The following is a 22,577-nucleotide window of genomic DNA, read 5'->3' as shown; positions in this document are numbered from 1 at the left end:
ATTTATAAAAATGCAAAGCTAATAGTAATTAGCTAATTAAATGTCTGCGGTTTGTATACTGTTGCTATGCCTTTTGCCCCATTGAAAATTTTATGGCGAACGTGATTTTTGCCAGATTTTTTAAAACCTTTTGGAACGGGAAAAGCAAATGATAATCTGCCGCTATAATTTTAAACAAGGGCGCCGATAACGTTTTAGTCAGTTTTAGTTTAAACGCATTATTAAGGTTATTGATATAATCGCTATCGGCCTTTTTTAAGTTGGGATAGGTTAAAAACACGTTGAGCTGGTTTAGTATCCGGTTAAAGTACATCCTCTTTATCCCCCTTTTGCTTAGGCGGGTATCATTGGTGGCAGCAAGTTCGTGCTGCCTGTATTTTGTGAGTACCTCATCGGCAAATGCTAAACGCTCGTGATACAAAGCTATGAATCCCATCCACCAATCGTAAAAACCCTGCTCAGGAAAAGGCAGTATATAACTCAAAAACTCGCGGCTAAACATGGCCGTATGGCCGCTTATATAATTATTGAGCAGCAGGGCTTTATAGTTTTTGCCGGGCAGGTTAACGTTTTCCAGTAGTTTGCGCCCAAAAGTTTTACCATCGGCGCTCATAAAAATTGAGTTGGAGTATACCATCCAGTTGTCGCCGATGGCATCCAGCAATACCTCAATCTTGTTCGGCTCCCAAATATCGTCCTGATCGCAAATGGCTATAAAATTGCCGGTGCATAGGTTCAGGGCTTTTTCAAAGTTTTTATTGAAGCCTAAATTAACATCGTTGGCGAAACATTTGATCCGCGCATCGCGGGTAGCAAAATCAGTGGTTACGGCAAATGTGCCGTCGGTTGAACAATCATCAACAATAATAACCTCAAAATGCCGGTAGCTCTGGTTCAGCAAGCTTTCTATCTGCTCCGCTAGGTATTTTTGGCCATTATAGGTACAAAGGGCTATTGATACGAGGGCTTGTTTCATGTATTACTAATTGCGCAATTTCCACCTTATCTCTTCGGCAGTTTTAACAATACGGCGAAACACACGTGAATGAAACAATATATTTTTAATTTTTGATCCCGACAGGTAAAAACGGGCAATTGTGGTGTTAACATATCGCCCGCGCATGAAGTAAGTATACTTGGCTTTAACCCGTTTTAGTATATCATGGTATGATTGATTTACATCGCCTTCGCTTTTATGCATCAACAGAAAATCAATAACCCATGCGGTGTAGCCCAGGTGGTTTGCCACCATACAAAGATCAAAGCCGTATAAATGATAACCGCCAATATCGCCGGAGAGGGCAAGGTTGGCGCTGTTTTTTACCAGCATAAAATTCTCGTCAATACAGCCTACCTCCTGTGGTACGGTTCCTTGAGTATCTATAACATTACCAGGGTAGGCTATTTTAATGGCCATACGTTTATAAAGGCGATTTGCGCCGCCGGCATTTCCCAGCACGCCCCATTTGGGGTCGCGCGCATCCATTTGGGCTATCTGTTCGTCCAGCAATTGTTTGCTGTTTTTATTGATCAGTACAATATCCTGGTGGCATAAAATAATGTATTCGCCGCTGGCCTTTTGTAAAAAAGAGTTGATGCCCTCATAGGCATCCATTTGGTTCACTTCGCTGTTATCAACAATAAGGTATTCACAAATATCGGGGGTAAAACCGGCTTCGGTAAAGGAGGTAAGCATCTCCAGGTATTCCTGTTTGCGGGTGACCAGCGTACAAACCGAATACCTGTATTTATAAACCGACCGGTTAACCTGTTTAATAAAATCGGGCAGCTGGTTCATTATTTATTCAAATTAATAGCGTTATCAAGCGCTTGTTTTATAGTTTTCTTTATGGCGATGAAGGGAGTATAATTCCCCTTGGCCATGGCTGTATTTATAAATTGCTGCTTGTAAGCACGCATAACCGGCCGTTTTTTTACAAACATTCGCCATGCGGTATAGTAATAAAACTTACCTCTTAGCCATTTAACGCTCAACGATAAAAAGGTAATAGCAAGCCACAAATATAAGCGCAATCCGCTCAGGTGAAAATAGTGCAACAGGTACCTGTTACGTGTGCTGATGGTTTTTATGTATTTTCTTGTGCTATGCGCCTTGATGGTTGCCGATACCGCATGCCAGCAAACGGCGCCATTTTGGTAGTAACATTTCCAGCCGCTTTCCCAGGCCCGCAGGGAAAGATCAAGATCCTCATGATAAAATGGCGAAAAAATTTCGTTGAAACCGCCAAGCTGCAACAGTTTTTGTCTGTTTACCAAAGCATTGGCGCCGCTTAAATAAAAAGTATAAACGTCGGCATCGCTTTCAATGGCAATGTTTTTTATATGATTTATCTTAAAAAAGGAATCGCGCGGGTATTTGCAGGCTTCGGCAACTTCGTTAGTGGTTTCATCTAAAATTATGCCCATTACGCCAAACGTATCGGCGTTGGCAAAATAACGCAGCTGGCTTTCAAAATAGTTGCCGGCCAGTTTAATGTCGCTATTTAACAGTAATACCAGATCAAGTTTGGCCGCGTATATACCTTTATTAATATTAACCGAAAAACCGCTGTTAACCTCGCTTGTAATTACTACAACCTGGGGATATTGCTGTTGCAAAAAGACTACGCTATCATCCGTAGATGCATCATCGGGTACAATAATTTCGTAATTGCTGCCGCTTGCGTTAAGCGCTGCCAAAACAAAAGGCAGGTTTTTAGCCAGCAAAGCTTTGCCATTATAATTAGGTATAACTACAGATATGCCGGGATTAGTTTTATTATTTTGCATTGGCATAAAGGTATTATTTGTGCCAGCCGTTAATCTTTTCGGCCACTATAGCTACTGTAATGGGTGTTAAATCGGAGGTATTGCTTTCTATATAATCCGCCTTTTTGCCCACAGGTGCCCACCTGCCTGGGTGTATTGGCCGTACCGATGGAAACAAACCCAAAGTATTAATACCCGATGCTGCCGCGAGGTGTAACGGACCGGTGCCCGATGCCAGTAATCCATCGGCATTGCTGATAAAGGCAATTAGCTGCGGCAGGGTCATTTTACCTGTCATATCCAATACGTGGTTTGGAAGCGTTTTTACCCAGTTCTCCAATAGCGTTTTTTCTTTATCAGATCCTGTTATAATAATATTGTACCTCTTGGCAGGCAAAGCATTAATTAATGCGGCAAAATTATCAAGCCCCCACTCCATACCGCTCCCATGAGATTTAGGGTGGATGATAAGGTTAAACTTGTTTGCGTTTAAACCTGCCGATAGTTCTGGCGATAATGGGACGATACATTCGAAATTGTAATGATCACCTACCTGCGCCAGCGAAGGCACATTATTTAAACCCAATGGATTTAATAATATAAGGTTAAGCTGCGCCTCATGCAGATTTGATTTTTTACGGCTTAACTTTACCAGTTTATTACAAGTAAACCAATGAAACAACCTGTTAGTAGTGCCAATCCGCAATTTTATGCCTGCCGATCGCGCTATGTTTGCCACATGCTTACTGGGAAAAACATGAATTATGGTATCTATTTTTTTGCTTTTCAGGTAACTTACCTGTTCGCCCTGTGGCAGTTTCTTTATTTCATCGTAATTAATGAAGATATCTACCGAGCTAAAAGAATTTACAACAGCCTTGGTATAAGTACGCCCCAGGAATGATACAACAGCGCCGGGTATCAATTCTTTTATATAAGCGGCCATGGGCATGGTAAGCACCACATCGCCAATAGCATCTGTGCGGCTTATAAGGATATGTTGCACTTTGGGTTGTTGAGTAAGGGACATTTTTGCTTATGGCTGCAATTTTGATGCAATTAATAGCTGTACAACTGCAATAATAAAGATTAAATTGCCTTATGTTATGATATTTTTCGTCATTTGCGTTAACAAATATTAATGTGGCTGCTACTTTTAATAAACCTATAGTAATTGATTGTGCTAACTTTAAGCAGGTTGCGCGCGCACTTACTATTGTTGAAAATGATTTGGCAGGCAGCCGCGAGCTCTTAAAATCGCTTACTTTTAATAAGGCTACGCCCATAATTGGCATAACCGGCCCGCCCGGAGCCGGTAAAAGTACCCTCGTAAATTCGCTGATAGACCTGTTGTTAACTGATGGGAGCAAAATAGCCGTTTTGGCTATCGACCCTACTTCGCCGTTTAACTTTGGATCGTTGTTGGGCGACAGGATCAGGATGGCATCGCACTTTAATCATCCCGATGTTTTTATACGATCATTAGCTACGCGTGGCTCTTTGGGCGGTTTATCTGCCAAGACCATTGAAATGGCCGATGTACTGCGCGCCGCCGGGTTTGATTACGTGCTGGTAGAAACCGTAGGTGTTGGTCAATCGGAAATTGAAATTGCCGGCCTGGCCGATATTACCATGGTTGTTTTGGTACCCGAAGGCGGCGACGAGATACAGCATATTAAATCGGGCTTAATGGAAATTGCCGACGCCTTTATCATTAACAAAGCCGACAGGGCAGATGCCGACCTTTTTGCCAATAATTTAACAAAGATAATAGCACAAAAAAACGGCGAACAGCCGCCCGTTTTCAAAACCATCGCCTCGCAGGCAAACGGCATTGCCGGGTTAGCAGCATTTATAAAATCATCAGCAATATTGCCCAACAAACGCCGTGAACTATTACTGACCGAAAAAGCATACAAACTTATTCAGCAAAACTTAACCCGCCATATCAACAAAGAAAAGCTCCGGCATGCTGTTACCGAAGCTTTGAATAATAAAGATTTTAATCTGTATAGTTTTGTAGATACTTATGTATAGTTAACTGACTATTTAAACCTTTTTTCATAAAGGGAAGTGCGGTTAACTATTCATAATTTCCTCAATATGCCCGGCCTCTACCGGAATATTGGCCATCAGATCGCGGTTACCATCCGCCGTTATCAAAATATTGTTTTCTATACGGATGCCTAAACCTTCTTCGGGTATGTAAATTCCCGGTTCGCAGGTTAATATGTTACCAACCTCAAAGTTTTTATATCTGCTTGCAAAATCATGCACGTCCAAACCAAGGTGATGAGAGGTACCGTGCATAAAGTATTTTTTATAGAGCGGTGCTTTAGGGTCCTGTTTTTCAACATCATGCCTGTCCAGCAAACCAAGGCCTACCAATTCACTGGTCATTATTTTGCCAACCTCTTCCTGGTAATCGTTCAAAACAGTTCCGGCCACTATCATGCTTGTGGCCTGGCGCATTACGCGTAATACAGCATCATAAACAGCCCGCTGACGTGGGGTATAACGCCCGTTTACGGGTACCGACCGGCTCATATCCGCATTATAGTTAGCATATTCGGCAGCCCAGTCAAAAAGTACCACATCGCCATCGTTACAAACCTGGTTATTATCAACATAATGCAATACATTGGCATTTTTGCCCGATGCAATGATAGGACTATAGGCGTGGCCCGTAGCACGTTGCCTTATAAACTCGTGAATGATCTCGGCCTCAATTTCATACTCGGTAACACCGGGTTTAAGGAATTTCAAAACGCGTACAAAAGCATCATTGGTAATATCGCAGGCCTTTTGGGTAAGCTCAATTTCAATATCAGATTTTACCACGCGCAAATCGCGCAGGATAAGCGCCGCACGCTCATACTTATGCAATGGATATTTTGCCTTAAGCACCTCATACATACGCAAATCCCGATAAGGAACCTGGTGTGCGTAGCGGTCGTTCTCGTTGGTATTTATATAAATATGCTCGGCATAAGTAATTATACTGTGCAAAATAGTATCGTATTCATGCAGCCAGTAAACGCTTTCGATGCCAGATGCCGCCCTTGCCTCTTCCTTAGTATATTTATGCCCTTCCCAAATAGCTATGTGTTCGCTGGTTTGTCTTAAAAAAAGTACTTCTTTGTATGCCTTATTAGGACAATCGGGATATAAAACAAGAATGCTCTGTTCCTGGTCGATACCTGTGAGATAAAAAAAGTCGGGATTTTGTTTAAACAGGAAAGCTTGGTCTCCACTACGTGGATATTCGTCATTAGCGTAAAAAATGGCAATCGAGCCGGGCTTTGTTCGCGAAACGAAATTTTTTCTATTATTTGTAAATAAGGCTTTAGAAATCGGCGAATATTTCATATTTAAGAGTTGATTATTTTTAGAAATCAATTTTTTTTACTTATTTGTGTAACTATTACAATTTTTGGAACAATGTTTGGTCATGGTTTCAAACATAATTACTAAATTTGAAAAAAATCACAATTAAAATCGTTTAATCTTAAAAACTATGAATTATTCTACATTAAAGAAAACAGTCGCATTGTCATTTGCTTCTTTGATGGCTGTTGGCATTGCAAATGCACAAACAGACTCAACAAAGACAGTAACTACAAGTTCGTCTGAAACTACAACACCCAAATTATTTGGTGGTTTAGGACAGTACAAAACCTTTAGTATCGGTATCAACGCTGGCGTTACATCTGCCCTTATCCCTGCAGGTACTGATGCGGTATCTCATTTCAAACCGGCCCTTGGTTACGGTTTATCATTGAGACAAGAGTTATCTCATTCATTCGGATTACAATTAGATTTCCACGGTGGAAAAGTTAAAGGTGATAACACCAAAGACGGTACCACAGTTGGAAGAGGATTTGATGGTAACAGCTTTGAAACAACTTTTTACTCAGGAACTTTAAGTGGTGTATATCAAGTTGGAAGTGTTAGCTTCTTACATCGCAAAAATGGTATAAACTTCTTCGGAACCGCAGGTGCTGGTTTAGCTTTTTATCATCCTACTTTTGTTGATAACACTGGCGCTCCTAAGACTTATAGCAATACAGATGGTTCTAAACATTATGTTAAAGAATTAGTTATACCAGTAGGTGCAGGTGCTAAAATCAGACTTTCTGACGCTCTTGCATTAAACCTTGGTTACACAGTTAACTTTATTGATGGTACTAACTTCAGTGGTTTCCATACCATAAGAGGTGGTCAATCATACAAAGATCATTACGCATATGCTTACGGTGGTTTAGAGTTAACTTTAGGTTCAAGCTCGAAAAAGAATATCGACTGGGTTAATCCTATTGCTACAATGTATGATGAACTGTATGATGCAGCTTTACGTCAGGAAGTTGAAGCTTTAAAAGGCCGTGTAACAAATGTTGAAACTGCTGTTAGCGACTTGAAAAAAGATTCAGATGGTGACGGTGTTGCTGATCAGTTTGACAAATGCCCAGGTACTGCTGCAGGTAGCGTAGTTGATGGTTCAGGTTGCGTTATCGTATTCCCTAAAGCTGATACTGTTGCTAAAGCTGTTGGTACTGCTTACTCAAACATCCAGTTTGAATTTGATAGCTCAGTATTACGTACTTCATCTTACCCAGTGTTAGATGCTACTTCTGCTGACCTGCGTGCTTCTGGTAAAGGTGTAGAAGTTGACGGTTACGCTTCATCTGAAGGTACTGCTGCTCACAACATCGCTTTATCAAAAGACCGTGCTAACTCAGTAAAAACTTACTTAGTTAACTCTGGTGTTGATGCTAAGAAAGTTAAAGTAAAAGGTTTTGGTGAAACCAACCCAATTGCTGATAACTCAACTGAAGACGGACGTGTATTAAACCGTCGTGTTCAATTCAAACAAAAATAATATCAATTAAATATTGTTTGCGAAGGCTCCGGATAACCCGGAGCCTTCTTTGTTTTATACGGTTTTTTTTGGCAACTATGTCTTTATTACCCCCCGTTCTTGCGAGATACGAAGCAATCGCTTAGTTATACCATTGCAGTAAAACAACTAATAATCTTGTCATTCTGAACGTAGTGAAGAATCTATTCTCCAGCTTGTATAGGCGCTAATAGATCCTTCGTACCTCAGGATGACAAAATGATTAAGGATTGCTTCGTACCCCGCAATGACGTTATTGTAAAGAGGTAATACCCGCAAGCATGCTGAAGGAGCCCAACCCGAGGGCCTTTAAAATTCCATACTTAGTTTTAAAAACTTCGTAAGTCTTCTACCGCACATCACAAATAATCTGTCGCACGTATTTAAGGCACGAGGCAATGACCTGTTCGTAATTAGCGACAATAGCCGGGCGCTTCTAAATATTCTTATCCTCAATAATCCTGAAGAACTCATCGCGATAGGTATCGCCTACAGGAATAATTTTATCGCCGATTTGGATGCGGCTGCGTTCAATACTATCTATTTTATTAAGCGCTACAATGTATGATTTGTGTACCCGTACAAAGTGTTTTTCGGGCAGGGCATCTTCCATCTTTTTCATGCCTTGCAGGGTAATGATACGCTCGGCGGGTGTAAATATGGATATATAATCTTTCAGGCCTTCAATAAACAAAATATCGTGCAGATATACCTTTTGTATCTTGTGTTCGGTTTTTACAAAAATAAAATCGGTGGAGAAATCGTCCTGCTGCATGGGTTCGGCCTGTACAACGTTTTTGGTAACCGGCTGTATAATGGTTTGCGCCTTTTGTACCGATTTAAAAAACCTGTCGAACGCTATTGGTTTCAGCAGGTAATCAACCACATCAAGCTCGTAACCTTCCAGCGCGTATTGCGGGTAGGCGGTAGTTAATATCACTTTAGCCTTACCGTTGGCAATTTTTAAAAACTGAATTCCTGTAAGCTCTGGCATCTGCACATCTAAAAACACCAGGTCGGCTTCGCCGGCCTGCACCAGCGTAAGCGCTTCAATGGGATTGGTTGTGGCTTTCACCAATTGCAAAAAGGGCATTTTGGATATATAATCTTCCAAAATATGCAGCGCTAAAGGCTCATCATCAACTACCAGGCATCTGATCATGCTGTAAAAATAAGTGTATTAATGTTTTAAAAACTAATATTTTAATATGCGCTATAACGTTATTGATAGTTCGCAGGTATAAGTATCCTCCTCATCCCGTATGTTTAAAGTGTATTTATTAGGATAAAGCAGGTTAAGCCGTCGTTGTACATTGTTTAAGCCAATACCGCCAATAGCATCGCGGTTATGGTTATGTTTTTTGTTTTGTATGTAAAAGTGCAGTTTACTCGCGTCTACATTAATCAATAATTTTATTGGTGACGTTACATCGTTGGCTACGCCATGTTTAAAGGCATTTTCAATAAAGGCTATGAGCAGTAAAGGCACAATTTGCTGGTTGGTTACATCGCCAATTACGTTAAAATCAATAAATGCCTTATTGCCAAAGCGGATCTTTTGCAGATCGATATAGTTGTGCAGGTATTGCAGCTCCTTGCTTAGGTCAACCCGGTTATCGTTACACTCATACAGCATGTAACGCATAATTTCCGACAGCTTTAAAATAGCCTCGGGCGTAGTTTCAGATCGTTGGTAGGCCAGCGAATAAATGCTGTTTAAGGAGTTAAACAAAAAGTGCGGGTTTATCTGCGATTTTAAAAAGGCCAGTTCGGCACTCAGGCGCTGGTTTTCCAGGTCGCGCTGTACACGCTCGTTTATAAACCAGTCTGTAGTAAATTTAAGGGCGGTGCTTAACACCACAAATATTAGACTTACAAATAGTGTATTAATGAAATACGATACAAAGGAGATTGTTTTCCCCTTCATATGGGTTAGCACTACATCCTTAAAAATTAATCCTATGCCATATTTAGCCAGACCGTAAACAATAATGGTAACTATAATAAACAAGGCATATGCCCAGTATCGTTTTTTATTTAAAAACTTAGGGATGTAAACTAAAAAGTTAAGGTAAAACAAACTGATGTTGATGGCAGGATACAGCACAAAAACTATCAGCAGTTCGCGGGTATTAAAATCAGAATCGGTACTGGCAAGGTAAATGAACAGCGAAACTATAGCTAGCCAAAAAAATACATGCCAGAATACACGCCAGCCGGTTTTTAAAATTGTTGATTGTTTATCTTCTATGATCTGATCTTGCATGCTGTTCAATTATACCTTTTATAAAAGGTTTAATGGCATCTAATTTAATATTTTGATTGTTATAAGGGCATATATTTATATGTAGCAATCCATTTTATCGATGAACGGGCGTTTACTACCGATGAACGGGTTGATTTGCCTAAAAACCTGTTCATCTATAAACTCGGTGTGTTGGTCTAATACTTTTTAGCAGGTGGTTTTTTTGACATTTCTTTGTTCTATCAAATCACTCACAATGAAAACGCTCATCAAAAATTCAAACCCTTTTATCATGTTATTGGTACCGGTAATGTTTGCCCTTATATTAGGTGTAAGCTACCAGTTTGAACAAAAAAGGGAATCGGCTGTAATTGGCACATCTGCCAAACATGCTACTTCATTGTTTTACAAAGGCGTAACCCTTGTTAAAACTGTTTGCTCAGTTGCAAAGAACAATAATGTATGGTAATTCGTACCGAAGGGTTATCCTTCAACTTCGGCGATCAGCAGGTTGTTAAATCATTAGCACTGCAAGTTCCCGAAGGAAGTATATATGGTTTTCTTGGCCCAAACGGTGCCGGGAAAACCACTACTATCAAACTCCTATTAAACCTGCTGCAAACCCAGGAAGGCAGCATCCGCATCTTCGATAAAGATCTTCGTACCAACCGCATTAGCATACTTTCACAAATTGGGTCGCTTATTGAGCAGCCCGCCATATACCAACATTTATCCGGTCGCGAAAACTTGCTTAACCGCGCCCTGCTTTTACAGGTACCCATAAAACGGGTTGATGAAATGCTGGCCCTTGTACAATTAACAAACGCTGCCGATAAAAAAGCCGGTCAGTATTCTTTAGGGATGAAACAGCGCCTGGGCATTGCACTGGCGTTGCTTGCCGATCCTAAACTGCTTATACTTGATGAACCTACCAACGGGCTCGATCCTAATGGGATCATAGAGATCCGCGAGCTATTAATAAAGCTGGTGAACCAGCACAATAAAACTGTTTTTATATCAAGCCACTTACTTGGCGAAATTGAGCGTATGGCTACTCACGTGGGCATCATAAACTTTGGCGAGTTGTTATTTCAGGGCAGCATAAGCGAGTTGCAGGCCCTGAGCAAGCCATTGGTGTGCGTAGAAACAAACAACACGGTTGACGCCGCTAATTTGCTTACCCGCAATAACTTTACTGTTACCGATGTTACCGAAAACTACCTGTACGTACCCTATACCACTAAACAGCAAACCAGCGAAATAAACGCATTACTGAATAATAATGGCCACGCCATTTACAGTATAGGCAAACAGCAAAAGGATCTGGAAAAGCTATTTTTAGATATCACTCAAAAAGCCTAAGCCATGAAAGGATTTATATTATCATTCCGCTCGGAGTTTTATAAAAGCCGCAAAACGCTGGGATTTTGGTCGGTTATATTGTTGCCGCTATTGCTTTGTACCTTGTTATTTTTTGGTTTCTATTCAAGAAGCGAGCGTTTACATGGTATGCCGCCAATGATGCTTTGGATACAATTTGCAGGTGGTATATTAGGCGTAATGGGTTCATTACTGTTGCCCATGTTCACCATATTTATCGCCTACTCGGTAAATAGCATGGAGCACCGGGCCGATACATGGAAAAGCCTGTTTAGCCTGCCCATATCACGCTGGGCGGTATACTCGGCCAAATACTTTTACGCGCTGTTCCTGATATTCTTATGCCTTGCGCTGTTTGTGCTGTTTACTATTGGCTTTGGTAATTTACTGGGCTTGGTAAAGCCCGATCTGCATTTGGATAATTATCACATGGAGGGTACACTTGCGCAGCTTTACTTTAAACTATTCCTCTCGGCTTTGGGCATATTATCAATTCAGTTTTTGCTAAGCCTGCTTTGGGCCGATTTTTTGAAACCTATGGGGATTGGCTTTGTGGCCACCATTACAGGTGTAATACTGGCTTCAAAAAGCTGGGAGTATTGTTACCTGTTTCCTTATTCGCATCCAATGATGGCTTTAAAACTGATGCCGCATAGCACAGGCAGTGCCGGTAATATGCAAATCAGTATAGAAATGTTTACCAAAGATGTTTATGTAAGTATGGCCGTAGCAGTGGCGGTATTTATAGCCGGTTACTTTATTGTATTAAGACGCAGCGTAAAATAGCTTTTCAAATCACTAACCTATCATAATTAAAAAAAGACGCAGCGTTTGCGTCTTTTTTGTTGGGGCTTCTACCGCACCATTAATTATTAAATAATTATTTAACCACTTCTTCGGCACTATACTTTTCGCCAATTTGCTGGCGCCACATGGCGTAGTACAACCCTTTTTGAGCTATAAGATCATGGTGCCTACCCGATTCAATGATACGGCCTTTTTCAAGCACGTAAATACAATCGGCATGCATAATGGTTGATAGGCGGTGTGCTATAAGTATGGTGATATGATTTTCAAGCTCCGATACATTACGGATGGTTTCGGTGATCTCTTCTTCGGTAATTGAATCCAGGGATGAGGTCGCCTCGTCGAACACCAAAATATCGGGTTTGCGCAGCAGCGCACGGGCAATGGAAAGGCGTTGTTTTTCTCCGCCGGATACTTTTACACCACCCTCGCCTATTACAGTGCTCAAGCCATTGTCGGCACGGGCCAGCAGGGTTTGGCAGGCGGCACGCTGCAGTACATCCATACATTCCTCATCGGTAGCACCGGGGCGTACAAACAGCAGGTTCTCGCGAATGGTACCCGAAAACAGCTGGGTATCCTGGGTTACAAAGCCTATCTTCTCGCGCAGCTGATCAAGATCAATATCCTTGCTTAAAATATTATTGTATAAAATATCACCTTCCAGTGGCTGATACAAACCAACCAGCAGTTTCACCAGCGTAGTTTTACCAGAGCCCGACGGACCAACAAAGGCAATAGTTTCGCCGGTATTGGTTTCAAAGCTGATATGGTTTAGCGCGTTGCGGTTGGCGGTTAAATGCTTAAAGGTAACATCGCTAAAGGTTAGCGTATTTACTTTTTCAAGCAGTACAGGCTTCTCGGGTTTTTTATCAATTGGCGTGCTCAGGATGCCTTTAAAGTTACCTAACGACACCTCGGCTTCTCTCCATGATAATATTACGTTACCAAGCTCCTGTAACGGATTAAATAAAAAGAAAGAGTAGAACAGGAAGCTAAAATACTGCCCCGGCGATAATGTACCTTTAAATATCAGCAACAGTAAAACCACCACCATAACACTACGCACAAAGTTTACCGTGGTACCCTGTACAAAGCTCATGCTGCGCACGTATTTTACCTTTTTAAGTTCCAGATCAAGGATCTTGTAGGTGGTATTATTAAGGCGTTCAATTTCCTGCTTGGCAAGGCCCAGGCTTTTTACCAGTTCAATGTTCCTTAACGATTCGGTTGTGGAACCTGCCAGCGCGGTAGTTTCTGATACGATGCGCTTTTGAATGGTTTTTATTTTGCGGCTCATGGCCATACTCACAAAAGTGATAATAGGTATAGCGGCAAAGTAAACCAGCGTTACCTGGTAATTGACACTTACCGAATACACAATTACAAACATCATCCCAATGAGTGATACAAATAATATGCTGATGAAGGAGGTGATAAACTTTTCGCAATCCAACCGTACTTTTTGCAAAATGCCCAATGTTTCGCCGCTGCGCTGATCTTCAAAAACCTGGTAAGGCAATTCCAGCGAATGGCGCAAACCATCGGCATACATTTCGGCACCCACTTTTTGGGTAATAATATTGGTAAAATAATCCTGGAAGTTTTTTGCTATCCGCGATACCATGGCAACACCAATGGCCGCCCCAACCAACAGCAATACCTGGTGCAGGTATTCCTCGTATTGCAGGTTGGTGCGTTTTTCGATCACCCTGTCAACTATACGACCGGTTATCCAGGGATCAAGCAGCGAGAAGCCGATATTCATGGCCGCCATTAGCAGTGCCAGCACTACAATCCAGCGGTGTTTTTTTAAGTAGGAAATTAATACATTCATGTTTCAACAGCAAAAATAAAAAAAGGGAATGGCTAAGTAGCTCATTCCCTTTTAATTTGACATAAGGTTAATATTAAACCGTCATGATATCTTTTTCCTTAGCTTCAGAAAGCTGATCAACCCTGATAATGTAAGCATCGGTAAGTTTCTGTACTTCAGCTTCGCCTACTTTAATTTCATCTTCTGAAACGCCTTCGGTTTTTAATTTTTTAATTTTTTCGTTGGCATCTTTACGGATATTGCGGATAGCAACTTTTCCAGTTTCAGCCTCGCCTTTAGCCCTTTTAACCAAATCGCGGCGACGCTCTTCAGTTAACGGTGGTACGTTAATACGGATGATGATACCATCATTCTGCGGATTTAAACCAAGGTTTGATTCTTTAATTGCTTTTTCGATAGGTATAAGCAATGATTTTTCCCATGGCTGTACAACAATAGTGCGGGCATCTGGCGTGTTTACACTACCAACCTGGCTTAAAGCCGTTGGGGTACCATAATAATCAACCTTAATATCATCTAATATAGATGGGTTTGCTTTGCCAGCACGTATTTTGTTTAATTCGCTGTCCGCATGCTCAATGGCTTTATCCATATTGGCCTTGGCATCGTTCACTTGTTTTTTAATGAGTTCGCTCATTGGTTTTAATTTTTCACAAAAATAATAAAATCTATCATTTTACCGTCACCAGATGTTGGAGTAATATGTTTACCATAACAACCGGCATATAAACCCTGCAAACATCGGTATGTTTTGGGTTAAAATGTTAAATAACTTTTTTTAACACTTTCATTTATTGTTTGTTAGTATATTAGTGTAAACTACCTCGCCATGAAAAAAATATCACTTTTAATTATCCTGGCCGCCTGCATTGGCCAGTTAAAAGCTCAAATTGTGGTTGTGCCTAAACTGGGTAATAAAACGCCAGAGAAATCATACCAGCTAAAACCAGATAGCAGCCTGTCGAAATTTATACCGGGCATACAGGATAATGTTATAAACGGATTATTTGACAACAGCATCAGCAAAGAAACCATCTACAGCAAAATGCCGGTTATTGGTGTAAGCTCGCTGGATAGGATGCCGATTGCAAAATTGGGTGAGCACGGTATGCACTATACCATGCTGATTAAGAAGTACGATATTATAAACCCCAATAATACTAAATCCCAAAAAACAGATCCCGTTCCTGTTAAAATAACACCTTAATTGGGTTAAAAATCCTTGTTGAGTACTTTTTCCAGTTCGGCAAAGCTGATGTTCATTTTTACGCGGCCTTGTTTGGCGTAAGAAATTTCGCCGGTTTCTTCGGATATGATGATGGCAGTGGCTTCATTGGCCTCGGTAACACCAATACCTGCCCTATGTCTTAGTCCGAATTGTGCGGGAAGGTCAGTTTTTTCGGTAAGCGGCAAAATACAACTGGCCGATTTAATTTTATTCTCGGATATCACAACAGCCCCATCATGCAGCGGACTGGTTTTTTGAAAGATACTTTCCAGTAACCGTTTGGAGATGCGTGCCTCTACCACCTCGCAGCTGTTCTGGTAAAATTGTTCGTCGTAGTATTTGGCAAATACAATAAGCGCGCCCGTACGGGTTTGCTTCATGCTTTTGCAGGCATCAATAATGGGTTTAATGCGGGCGTAGTTGTTTTTCTCCACATCTTTTTTGCCAAAAAAATACTGCCACCAGGCCTTGTTGCGCTGCAATGATGCATTTTTACCAACCAGCAGCAAAAACCGCCGCACCTCCTGCTGGAAAACCACTATTATGGCAATAATACCAACATCCACAAACTTACCCAGTATAATGGTAAGCAGTTTCATATCCAGCGCCTTAACTACAAAGTTGAGCCCAAAAATTACCGCGAAACCAATAAATATATTAGCGGCAATGGTACCACGGATAAGATTATACAGCTGGTAAATAAGAAAAGCCACCAACAGTACATCAAGCACTACAAAAAATGTAATTTTTGGAAAGCTGGAATATAAAGATTGCATTTACGAAGTTAACAAGTTTCGGTAAATCACAAATTCAATAAATGGAGATGATAAGCAGTTGAATTACTTGTTGCGCTCGGTAGTAAAGCGTACCAATTGCTCCAGACTGCGGCGCGATTCGCTCTCGGGGAAGGTATTAAGAATAGTAAAAGCTTCGTCCTGGTATTTTTTCATCTGCGTTTCGGCATATTGCAAACCGCCGGTTTCGTTCACAAATTTTACTATCTGTGCAATTTTGGCGGCATCATCATTATGGTTCTTCACCAGGTTAATGATCCTTTTCTTTTCGGACGAATCCACATTCGCCAGCGAGTAGATCAGCGGCAGCGTAACTTTCTTTTCCTTGATGTCGATACCAAGAGGCTTGCCTACGTCGTCGGTACCAAAATCAAACATATCATCCTTGATCTGGAATGCGATGCCTATTTTTTCGCCAAAAAGTCGCATTTTTTCAACCACCTCGTCGCTTGCCCCGGCAGATGATGCCCCACATGCGCAGCATGAGGCAATAAGCGAAGCCGTTTTCTGGCGGATAACCTCGTAATAAACAGGCTCGCCAATATCCATGCGGCGTACCTTTTCAATCTGCATCAGTTCGCCCTCGCTCATTTGCTTAACCGCGTCTGATACGATGCGCAGCAGCTGAAAATCATTATTATCGATAGAAAGTAACAACCCTTTCGAGAGCAGGTAATCGCCCACTAAAACGGCTATCTTATTTTTCCATAAAGCGTTAATGGAGAAAAAACCGCGGCGCTGGTAAGAGTTATCAACCACATCATCATGCACCAGTGATGCCGTGTGCAGCAACTCCACCAAAGCTGCGCCCCTGTGGGTAGCTTCATTGATACCGCCGCAAATGCTGGCCGCAAAAAAAACAAACATCGGCCTAATCTGCTTACCCTTGCGCTTAACAATGTAATGGGTAATACGATCAAGCAAGGGTACCGAGCTTTGCATAGAAGTTTTAAACTTCTCCTCAAATACATCAATATCGGCAGCGATGGGTTTCTTAATGTCGTTGATGCTCAGCATTAAACTAAACAAGGTTTTTAGTGTAAAACGGCCTTGTGGCAGTACAAGGCAAACATAAGCTAAAAATGTTTATCTGCATTAACACGTAATTTATTTTTACTCAAATTAAACCAAAGGCAAATATTATACTCTATACCAATGAGTGCCATATTTACATAAGTTGAGTTAAAGTTTTCGTGAGAGCGGGCCCCTTGAAAAGGGTCCGCTTTTTTATTAGCAGGAAAAAGCAATATTATTTTACCTTTGCAATCCATTTAACGCCGGGAGAGGTGTCTGAGTGGTCGAAAGAGCACGCCTGGAAAGTGTGTATACTTCAAAAGGGTATCGAGGGTTCGAATCCCTCCCTCTCCGCGAATAACCCTGTCAAAAACAGCTAAAAGCCTGCAAATCAAATGATTGCGGGCTTTTGTTTTGATGCCAAACTCCCAATTTATGCACCAATTAGCAACAAAAAAGTGCGTATTTCGGTGCGTCATTTTCCAGTTATACCCTACGCACCGAATTTGATATATCTCTTTAATTATCAGCATGTTCAATCACTAAACATCTTGACGAAAGTTAATTGCAGACTTAGTTTTGTTTCACTTTTAATGTTATTATTATGAAAACTAAATTCAGTTTGTTATTCTACATCAGGAAGCCAAAAAACTATGTAAGCGGCCCTATGCCGATATGGGTGCGTATTACCGTGAACGGTAAACGTTCTGAAACCCCGTCAGGCCGGGAATGTGAACCCGCGCAATGGAACAGTGCCGCAGGCCGCCAAAAAGGCACGAAGGAAGAAGTAAAATCCTTTAATGCTTATTTAGACGATCTGCAAAGCAAAGTCTATGAGGCATACCGACAGTTAACCGAAACGGACGTGCTTATCACTGCTGAAACCATCCGCAATAAGTTTATGGGCAAGACCGAAAAGCCCCGCTCCCTGATTGCTATTTTTACGGAGCATAATCAAAAAATGGAAGCCCTCTTAGGTAAGGAATACACCAAAGGTACTTTATGCCGATATAAAACCTCTTTAAAGCATACTCAGAACTTTTTAAAGTGGAAGTATAACCTCACCGATATTGACATCAAGCAAGTTGACCACGCCTTTATTACGGAGTATGAGTTTTATTTGCGTTCCGAAAGAAAATGCGCTAATAATTCTGCCGTTAAGTACATTAAAAATTTTGGTAAGATCATCCGTATTTGCCTGGCTAACCGTTGGCTCACCTATAACCCGTTCCTAAACTATAAGAACAAGATCAAAACTGTTGACCGGGTTTATTTAACAACCGAAGAATTACAGGAAATGGCGGTTAAGGATATGGCTACCGACCGTTTGACACAGGTGCGCGATATTTTTCTTTTTTGCTGTTTTACTGGACTGGCCTATGCCGATGTGAAGAAGTTGCGCAGGTGGGAAATCGTAACCGGCGTGGATGGCGAAAAGTGGCTTTCGATCAATAGGTTGAAAACCGATGTACCATCCCGTATCCCGCTATTGCCAGCCGCCATGACTTTGATACAACGTTATGCCGATCATCCGCATTGTGAGAACAGCGGACGGGTTTTACCGGTGTTGAGTAATCAGAAAATGAACAGCTATTTAAAAGAGATAGCGGACGTATGCGGCATTAATAAACCGATTACCTTTCATATTGCCCGTCATACATTTGCCACGACTGTAACGCTTTTAAACGGCGTACCTATTGAAACTGTTTCCAAGATGTTAGGCCATACCAATATTCAAACCACGCAGCATTACGCTAAAATACTCGATATTAAGGTTGGTGCGGACATGGCTTTGCTCAGGCAAAAATACTCAGCGGTGTAACAGATTGCTTTGCCCATTTCATCTAACAAGGGCGGTCATTAATTTGGCCGCCCTTGTTGCTTTAAGATCACATGGCCTTTAATTTTCTATTAATATCGGCTATCAGTTCCTGATCGGTGGTTATTCTCAATGCTTTGCGATAACTTTCTTTGGCTTTATCAGGTTGATTAAGGCCTAATAAAGCATCTCCGTAAACAGCAAGTAAGTCAGCATTATTAGGATAGTGTTTTAGCCCCTCATTCAAGTATTGCGCTGCTGTTTTATAATCCTTAGTCTCCAAATATGCTATACCCATATAATATTGATAATCTCCCGCATTCGGGTTAATAGTATAGCCATACCAGTTAGACAGTCGTTTATAATATTGATTGACTAATGTTGCCGGGTCACCGTTCTTGCCTGAAATACTATCACGCAAGTCCGGGCTTTTATGCCACCACTCACTGAATATTTGGCTCATGCCATCTACAAAAGCTATAGTTGGTGTGGTGTTATGCCCGTACCCCTTGCTATCTCTGAAGTAGTATTTTTGAGAAGAGGACGATTTAAAAATGGAATCCATTTTTTGATCTCCTGCCCTAAAGCCGTTTTCAGTTTGCCACTGGTCACCCACTGTTAAATAAATAAACCTGGAACGGATCATTTCAGGCTTTTCTTTGAGAATCATATCGAGGGACTTGTGAAAATTCCCATTGTTAATATTATAGTTTGGACTGGCGATCGGGTAGGCATTAAACAATTCTGGTTTATTAAGCAATGCATAGGTTGCTAATGTGCCACCTAAAGAATGCCCAAATAACATATTGAAGTTTGCAGCTCTATATGTTTTATGCATATAGCGGTTTATATCGCTCAGGTAAGCTAAAAATCCATCTACGCCGCTTACGCCATTGATCTTATTTCCAGACATTGCCGGATTAAGTTCTACAGCCCGGTTAACCTGCGGTATAACAATTATTATAAATGCAGGAACAGTATTATACCTGACAAGGTAATTCGTAGTTGAAACTACAAAGGTTTCCAGTTCCTTTCTTTGTCCGTCAAGGACGTAAAGTAAAGGATAGTCAACAGTGGTATTTTTATAAGCAGAGGGTAAGTAAATTTCACATCCCTATCCTTATCAAAAACCGCCGAAGAAATCTTGGCAGTTATGGGCTTTTCATAAAGTTCTAAATCATTAGCTTGGGCAAATGCCCCGAGTGTGCCGATGACATTTGCAATGACACAAAGTAAACCCCATTTTTTTATATCCGGATATTTGGTGCTAAAATACAAGTCCTCGGGCAGAAAAATTGTAATTCTCACGCCGTTTGTATATTTATAACCCAATCATTAACAAGGGCGGTCATTCGTTTGGTCGCCCTTGTTGCTTTTCTGATATTTATAATAAAGCATTATTTTTGAATATATCTATCTACTTATGAGCGTCACCTATTTTAAACCGCGTGATCGTTTTGACTTTTCAAAGGATACACTGGACATTGGCAATCCCTTGCAATGGGATCGTAAACATTTTTTGAAGCACCTTTTTAAAAGGGCGTTTGCTATCAGTGAAGACCGAATTGAAGAATTTTACCAACGCCACCTGGATTATTATTTGGAAAAACATTCAGATGGCAGTGAAGAAATATTCTTTAAGTATTTGTGGGGTTTGATCGAACGGCAGTTAAAGGTGTTGATGGGAAAAAACATTTACGATAAAGATCACATCGAAAACGAGCGGCAGATAAAACAACTGCAAAAGTTTACAGAAATGCTGATTTCTGTTGACCGCTGGAATGTCCATAAATCCAACGATACGGTCATTGCACAGCAGGAGTTTGAAATCATTGCGCTTAAACAACAGGTGGCAGATTTAGAAGCGGAACTGAAAGAAAACCGCGTCTGGGAGACAGATGGTTATATCATCATTAGGGATGGTCAGGCGTTGGCCGTGCTCGACCTCTGCCTGCAAATGCAAAAATTGAAAGCTACCGATGGCAAAGAATTGTTAATCACCCCTGCACAAAACGCCTGGGCCAAGATGATCAGCAAGTACTTCCGGGAGATTGACGAGGAAAATAAAGGGCAGGCCAAAGAAATAAAAATAGACAGGTTAAGGTATTATTTGAGGGGCCTTGACCCCAAAGACCCTTTAAAAAGGGAAAATGAAATCCCTGAAAAACACAAACTTTACACCATAGCTCCGGTTAAAAAACGAAAATAATCCCTTTGCTGTATATTTAGCATCTGCAAAAGCGTCAATTCCATATTAAATTGATATTGAGTTATTTAATTCACCAATACAGGCATATCCAAATCACTTCAAATTTACCACGCAGACGCCGTGGTAACAAAAAGCCGGTTTCATAGCATTCTTTTGTCCCAAAACAAAGGCTATGGAAATTATCAACACCGAAGCTCTTAGTCATTGCATCAGGGATGCAGTAAGGGCAGAACTACAACAACATAACTAATGGCAGCCAGCAAAGGGCAGCCGAAGAACGGCTATTGTCCAAGCAGGAACTGGCCGCCGAGTTGGGCGTGTCGCTTGTGACACTTACCGATTGGATGAAAAAGGGCCTGCCCTTTTTGCGCCTACACAAGCGGGTGTATTTCAAAAAGAGCGAAGTGCTGAAAATCATGCAGCAAAAAATTACAGATTAATTAAAGAAGGAAAGACTATGAATGTGGAGATCATCACTAAAGAGGATTTAAATCAATTAGAGAACAAGTTGCTTAGCGCAATCAAACAGTTAACGAACCCGGAACAAGGACAGGCTAAACAGTGGCTCAAAAGCGCAGAAGTGCGTAAGCTGCTCAATATCTCACCGGGCACTCTGCAAAATCTGCGGATCAACGGAACGCTCTGTTATACAAAGATCGGCGGAATGATGTACTATAAGTTGGAGGACATTACCAGGTTATTAGAGGGAGGCCAATCATGATACCAGCAATAGTCCACCGGGAAGCAGCCGACTATAGCCGATGGGTCAGGCGTATGAGCGCAGACGACAGAATGCTGGCCACCCATGTGAGCCTGTTCACTGGCCTGTTCGTCTGCTGGCAGCGGAGCGGATTTGAAAATCCGTTTTCTGTTAACCGGAAAATCCTGATGGCTTACAGCCGGATCGCATCGGTAGCGACCTATCACAAATGTGTCCGGGAACTGGACGAGTTTGGTTACATCCGTTACCAGCCATCCTACCATCCGACAAAGGGCAGTTTGGTTTACTGGCCGGATAGGTCGGGCTAATAATCGCTACGCCCACATCCAGCATCAAAGGTGCTGCATCTAAAAGAGTAAAGGGCAGATCAGAGATACCGCGAGTGGTATGTTGAAAGACCGACACCCGCGAGCGGGTGTATAACAGCACCGGTGGCAAGCCGCCGGATACAACGGGCGGCACCTGTGGTGCCACCGTTTGAACTGCCCGATAATCGCAATAGCGATTATCGAAAAACCGCGAAAGCGGCAGGCCGCTTTTGGCGGTAGCAGCACCAAAGGTGCTGCTTTAACAGCCTCGTATATATGGCTATAGCCATATATACCGATAGCGGAACAGGCCCCTGGCCTGTAAGGGGAGCCAGATACTATTATGAAATGCAAATTATTTCTTCATTTTTTTTATCAGAGCGGCTTTTGACGAGCAGCTGTACCGTCAAGGCCAAAAGGTTTCGGCATGGCGGAAACAGTTGTCCTTTTCTTGCAAAAGAAAAGGAGCAAGCGGAAGCTGGGCAGTGGCCCTGCTTTGCTTGCATTTGCGCTGCAAATGGGGTTTTGCGTATCCTCCGGGGATACTTA

The 22,577-nt window shown here is 41.6% G+C and carries 24 protein-coding genes and 1 tRNA gene; 12 read left to right on the top strand and 13 right to left on the bottom strand.

Annotation, left to right across the window (positions count from 1 at the left end; genetic code table 11):
- Positions 1 to 64: 64 nt before the first annotated feature.
- Genes BLS59_RS29450 through BLS59_RS29435 form a run of 4 tightly spaced genes read right to left on the bottom strand, consistent with a single transcriptional unit; the run spans position 65 to position 3,775 of the window.
- The gene (locus BLS59_RS29450) at positions 65 to 976 is read right to left on the bottom strand and encodes a glycosyltransferase family 2 protein (protein ID WP_091157094.1); all 912 of its coding nucleotides are present in this window, start codon (positions 974 to 976) and stop codon (positions 65 to 67) included.
- 6 nt (positions 977 to 982) lie between these two features.
- Positions 983 to 1,798: a hypothetical protein gene (locus tag BLS59_RS29445; protein WP_091157091.1), complete on the bottom strand. Its 816-nt coding sequence runs from the start codon at positions 1,796 to 1,798 to the stop codon at positions 983 to 985.
- The gene (locus tag BLS59_RS29440; RefSeq protein ID WP_162842809.1) at positions 1,798 to 2,790 is read right to left on the bottom strand and encodes a glycosyltransferase family 2 protein; all 993 of its coding nucleotides are present in this window, start codon (positions 2,788 to 2,790) and stop codon (positions 1,798 to 1,800) included. Before BLS59_RS29440 ends, BLS59_RS29445 begins: the two co-directional genes overlap by 1 nt.
- A 13-nt stretch (positions 2,791 to 2,803) precedes the next feature.
- Entirely contained in the window at positions 2,804 to 3,775 is a 972-nt protein-coding gene (locus BLS59_RS29435) for a glycosyltransferase family 9 protein (RefSeq protein WP_240315380.1), read from the bottom strand.
- Positions 3,776 to 3,912: 137 nt separating this feature from the next.
- Between BLS59_RS29435 and meaB the strand changes: the two genes are divergently transcribed.
- A complete protein-coding gene (gene meaB / locus BLS59_RS29430; protein WP_240315379.1) occupies positions 3,913 to 4,806 on the top strand; it encodes a methylmalonyl Co-A mutase-associated GTPase MeaB in 894 nt (297 codons plus the stop codon).
- Positions 4,807 to 4,848: 42 nt separating this feature from the next.
- Here the strand turns inward: meaB and BLS59_RS29425 are convergent, their stop codons facing one another.
- Positions 4,849 to 6,138, bottom strand: a complete 1,290-nt coding sequence (locus BLS59_RS29425) for an aminopeptidase P N-terminal domain-containing protein (protein ID WP_091157082.1) — start codon at positions 6,136 to 6,138, stop codon at positions 4,849 to 4,851.
- 148 nt (positions 6,139 to 6,286) lie between these two features.
- Between BLS59_RS29425 and BLS59_RS29420 the strand changes: the two genes are divergently transcribed.
- Positions 6,287 to 7,648, top strand: coding sequence for an OmpA family protein (locus tag BLS59_RS29420; protein ID WP_091157078.1), 1,362 nt, complete (start codon positions 6,287 to 6,289; stop codon positions 7,646 to 7,648).
- A gap of 454 nt (positions 7,649 to 8,102) precedes the next feature.
- On the opposite strand, the gene BLS59_RS29415 is transcribed toward BLS59_RS29420, so the two are convergent.
- A complete protein-coding gene (locus BLS59_RS29415; RefSeq protein WP_091157075.1) occupies positions 8,103 to 8,828 on the bottom strand; it encodes a LytR/AlgR family response regulator transcription factor in 726 nt (241 codons plus the stop codon).
- Between the two features lie 51 nt (positions 8,829 to 8,879).
- Entirely contained in the window at positions 8,880 to 9,932 is a 1,053-nt protein-coding gene (locus BLS59_RS29410; RefSeq protein ID WP_091157072.1) for a sensor histidine kinase, read from the bottom strand.
- 235 nt (positions 9,933 to 10,167) lie between these two features.
- Between BLS59_RS29410 and BLS59_RS29405 the strand changes: the two genes are divergently transcribed.
- Genes BLS59_RS29405 through BLS59_RS29395 form a run of 3 tightly spaced genes read left to right on the top strand, consistent with a single transcriptional unit; the run spans position 10,168 to position 12,077 of the window.
- A complete protein-coding gene (locus BLS59_RS29405) occupies positions 10,168 to 10,380 on the top strand; it encodes a hypothetical protein (protein WP_091157069.1) in 213 nt (70 codons plus the stop codon).
- Complete coding sequence (locus BLS59_RS29400) at positions 10,374 to 11,273, top strand: ABC transporter ATP-binding protein (protein WP_091157065.1); 900 nt, start codon at positions 10,374 to 10,376, stop codon at positions 11,271 to 11,273. Before BLS59_RS29405 ends, BLS59_RS29400 begins: the two co-directional genes overlap by 7 nt.
- A gap of 3 nt (positions 11,274 to 11,276) precedes the next feature.
- The gene (locus BLS59_RS29395) at positions 11,277 to 12,077 is read left to right on the top strand and encodes an ABC transporter permease (RefSeq protein WP_091157062.1); all 801 of its coding nucleotides are present in this window, start codon (positions 11,277 to 11,279) and stop codon (positions 12,075 to 12,077) included.
- Positions 12,078 to 12,171: 94 nt separating this feature from the next.
- Here BLS59_RS29395 and BLS59_RS29390 read toward each other — a convergent pair whose 3' ends face one another.
- A complete protein-coding gene (locus BLS59_RS29390; protein WP_091157059.1) occupies positions 12,172 to 13,935 on the bottom strand; it encodes an ABC transporter ATP-binding protein in 1,764 nt (587 codons plus the stop codon).
- A gap of 73 nt (positions 13,936 to 14,008) precedes the next feature.
- Positions 14,009 to 14,572: a ribosome recycling factor gene (frr, locus tag BLS59_RS29385; protein WP_091157056.1), complete on the bottom strand. Its 564-nt coding sequence runs from the start codon at positions 14,570 to 14,572 to the stop codon at positions 14,009 to 14,011.
- Positions 14,573 to 14,764: 192 nt separating this feature from the next.
- On the opposite strand from frr, the gene BLS59_RS29380 reads away from it, so the two are divergent.
- Complete coding sequence (locus BLS59_RS29380) at positions 14,765 to 15,142, top strand: hypothetical protein (RefSeq protein WP_091157054.1); 378 nt, start codon at positions 14,765 to 14,767, stop codon at positions 15,140 to 15,142.
- A gap of 5 nt (positions 15,143 to 15,147) precedes the next feature.
- Here the strand turns inward: BLS59_RS29380 and cdaA are convergent, their stop codons facing one another.
- Together cdaA and BLS59_RS29370 are read right to left on the bottom strand one after the other, a co-directional pair.
- Positions 15,148 to 15,939, bottom strand: a complete 792-nt coding sequence (gene cdaA / locus BLS59_RS29375; protein ID WP_091157052.1) for a diadenylate cyclase CdaA — start codon at positions 15,937 to 15,939, stop codon at positions 15,148 to 15,150.
- A gap of 63 nt (positions 15,940 to 16,002) precedes the next feature.
- Positions 16,003 to 16,974 carry a polyprenyl synthetase family protein gene (locus BLS59_RS29370; protein WP_091157047.1) on the bottom strand — a complete coding sequence of 324 codons (972 nt, stop codon included), beginning with the start codon at positions 16,972 to 16,974 and terminating at the stop codon, positions 16,003 to 16,005.
- A 263-nt stretch (positions 16,975 to 17,237) separates the two neighbouring features.
- Between BLS59_RS29370 and BLS59_RS29360 the strand changes: the two genes are divergently transcribed.
- Positions 17,238 to 17,325 (top strand) — tRNA-Ser (locus BLS59_RS29360).
- 250 nt (positions 17,326 to 17,575) lie between these two features.
- Complete coding sequence (locus tag BLS59_RS29355) at positions 17,576 to 18,793, top strand: site-specific integrase (RefSeq protein WP_091157039.1); 1,218 nt, start codon at positions 17,576 to 17,578, stop codon at positions 18,791 to 18,793.
- 67 nt (positions 18,794 to 18,860) lie between these two features.
- Here the strand turns inward: BLS59_RS29355 and BLS59_RS29350 are convergent, their stop codons facing one another.
- Together BLS59_RS29350 and BLS59_RS29345 are read right to left on the bottom strand one after the other, a co-directional pair.
- Positions 18,861 to 19,895: an alpha/beta hydrolase-fold protein gene (locus tag BLS59_RS29350; RefSeq protein ID WP_240315382.1), complete on the bottom strand. Its 1,035-nt coding sequence runs from the start codon at positions 19,893 to 19,895 to the stop codon at positions 18,861 to 18,863.
- Positions 19,802 to 20,098, bottom strand: a complete 297-nt coding sequence (locus tag BLS59_RS29345; protein ID WP_143014276.1) for a hypothetical protein — start codon at positions 20,096 to 20,098, stop codon at positions 19,802 to 19,804. Before BLS59_RS29345 ends, BLS59_RS29350 begins: the two co-directional genes overlap by 94 nt.
- Positions 20,099 to 20,213: 115 nt before the next feature.
- Here BLS59_RS29345 and BLS59_RS29340 point away from each other — a divergent pair, with 115 nt between their 5' ends.
- From BLS59_RS29340 to BLS59_RS29325, 4 genes are all read left to right on the top strand, one after another.
- A complete protein-coding gene (locus BLS59_RS29340; RefSeq protein WP_091157028.1) occupies positions 20,214 to 20,999 on the top strand; it encodes a hypothetical protein in 786 nt (261 codons plus the stop codon).
- A gap of 317 nt (positions 21,000 to 21,316) precedes the next feature.
- Positions 21,317 to 21,439, top strand: a complete 123-nt coding sequence (locus BLS59_RS32625; protein ID WP_317039800.1) for a hypothetical protein — start codon at positions 21,317 to 21,319, stop codon at positions 21,437 to 21,439.
- A 17-nt stretch (positions 21,440 to 21,456) separates the two neighbouring features.
- Entirely contained in the window at positions 21,457 to 21,720 is a 264-nt protein-coding gene (locus BLS59_RS29330; protein ID WP_091157024.1) for a helix-turn-helix domain-containing protein, read from the top strand.
- Positions 21,717 to 22,028: a hypothetical protein gene (locus BLS59_RS29325; protein ID WP_091157020.1), complete on the top strand. Its 312-nt coding sequence runs from the start codon at positions 21,717 to 21,719 to the stop codon at positions 22,026 to 22,028. Before BLS59_RS29330 ends, BLS59_RS29325 begins: the two co-directional genes overlap by 4 nt.
- Positions 22,029 to 22,577: the final 549 nt, after the last annotated feature.

This window comes from Mucilaginibacter pineti (assembly GCF_900101875.1).
GTDB lineage: Bacteria > Bacteroidota > Bacteroidia > Sphingobacteriales > Sphingobacteriaceae > Mucilaginibacter > Mucilaginibacter pineti.
Note: the sequence above shows the minus strand (reverse complement) of the source record. Positions and strands in the feature narration are given on the sequence as shown.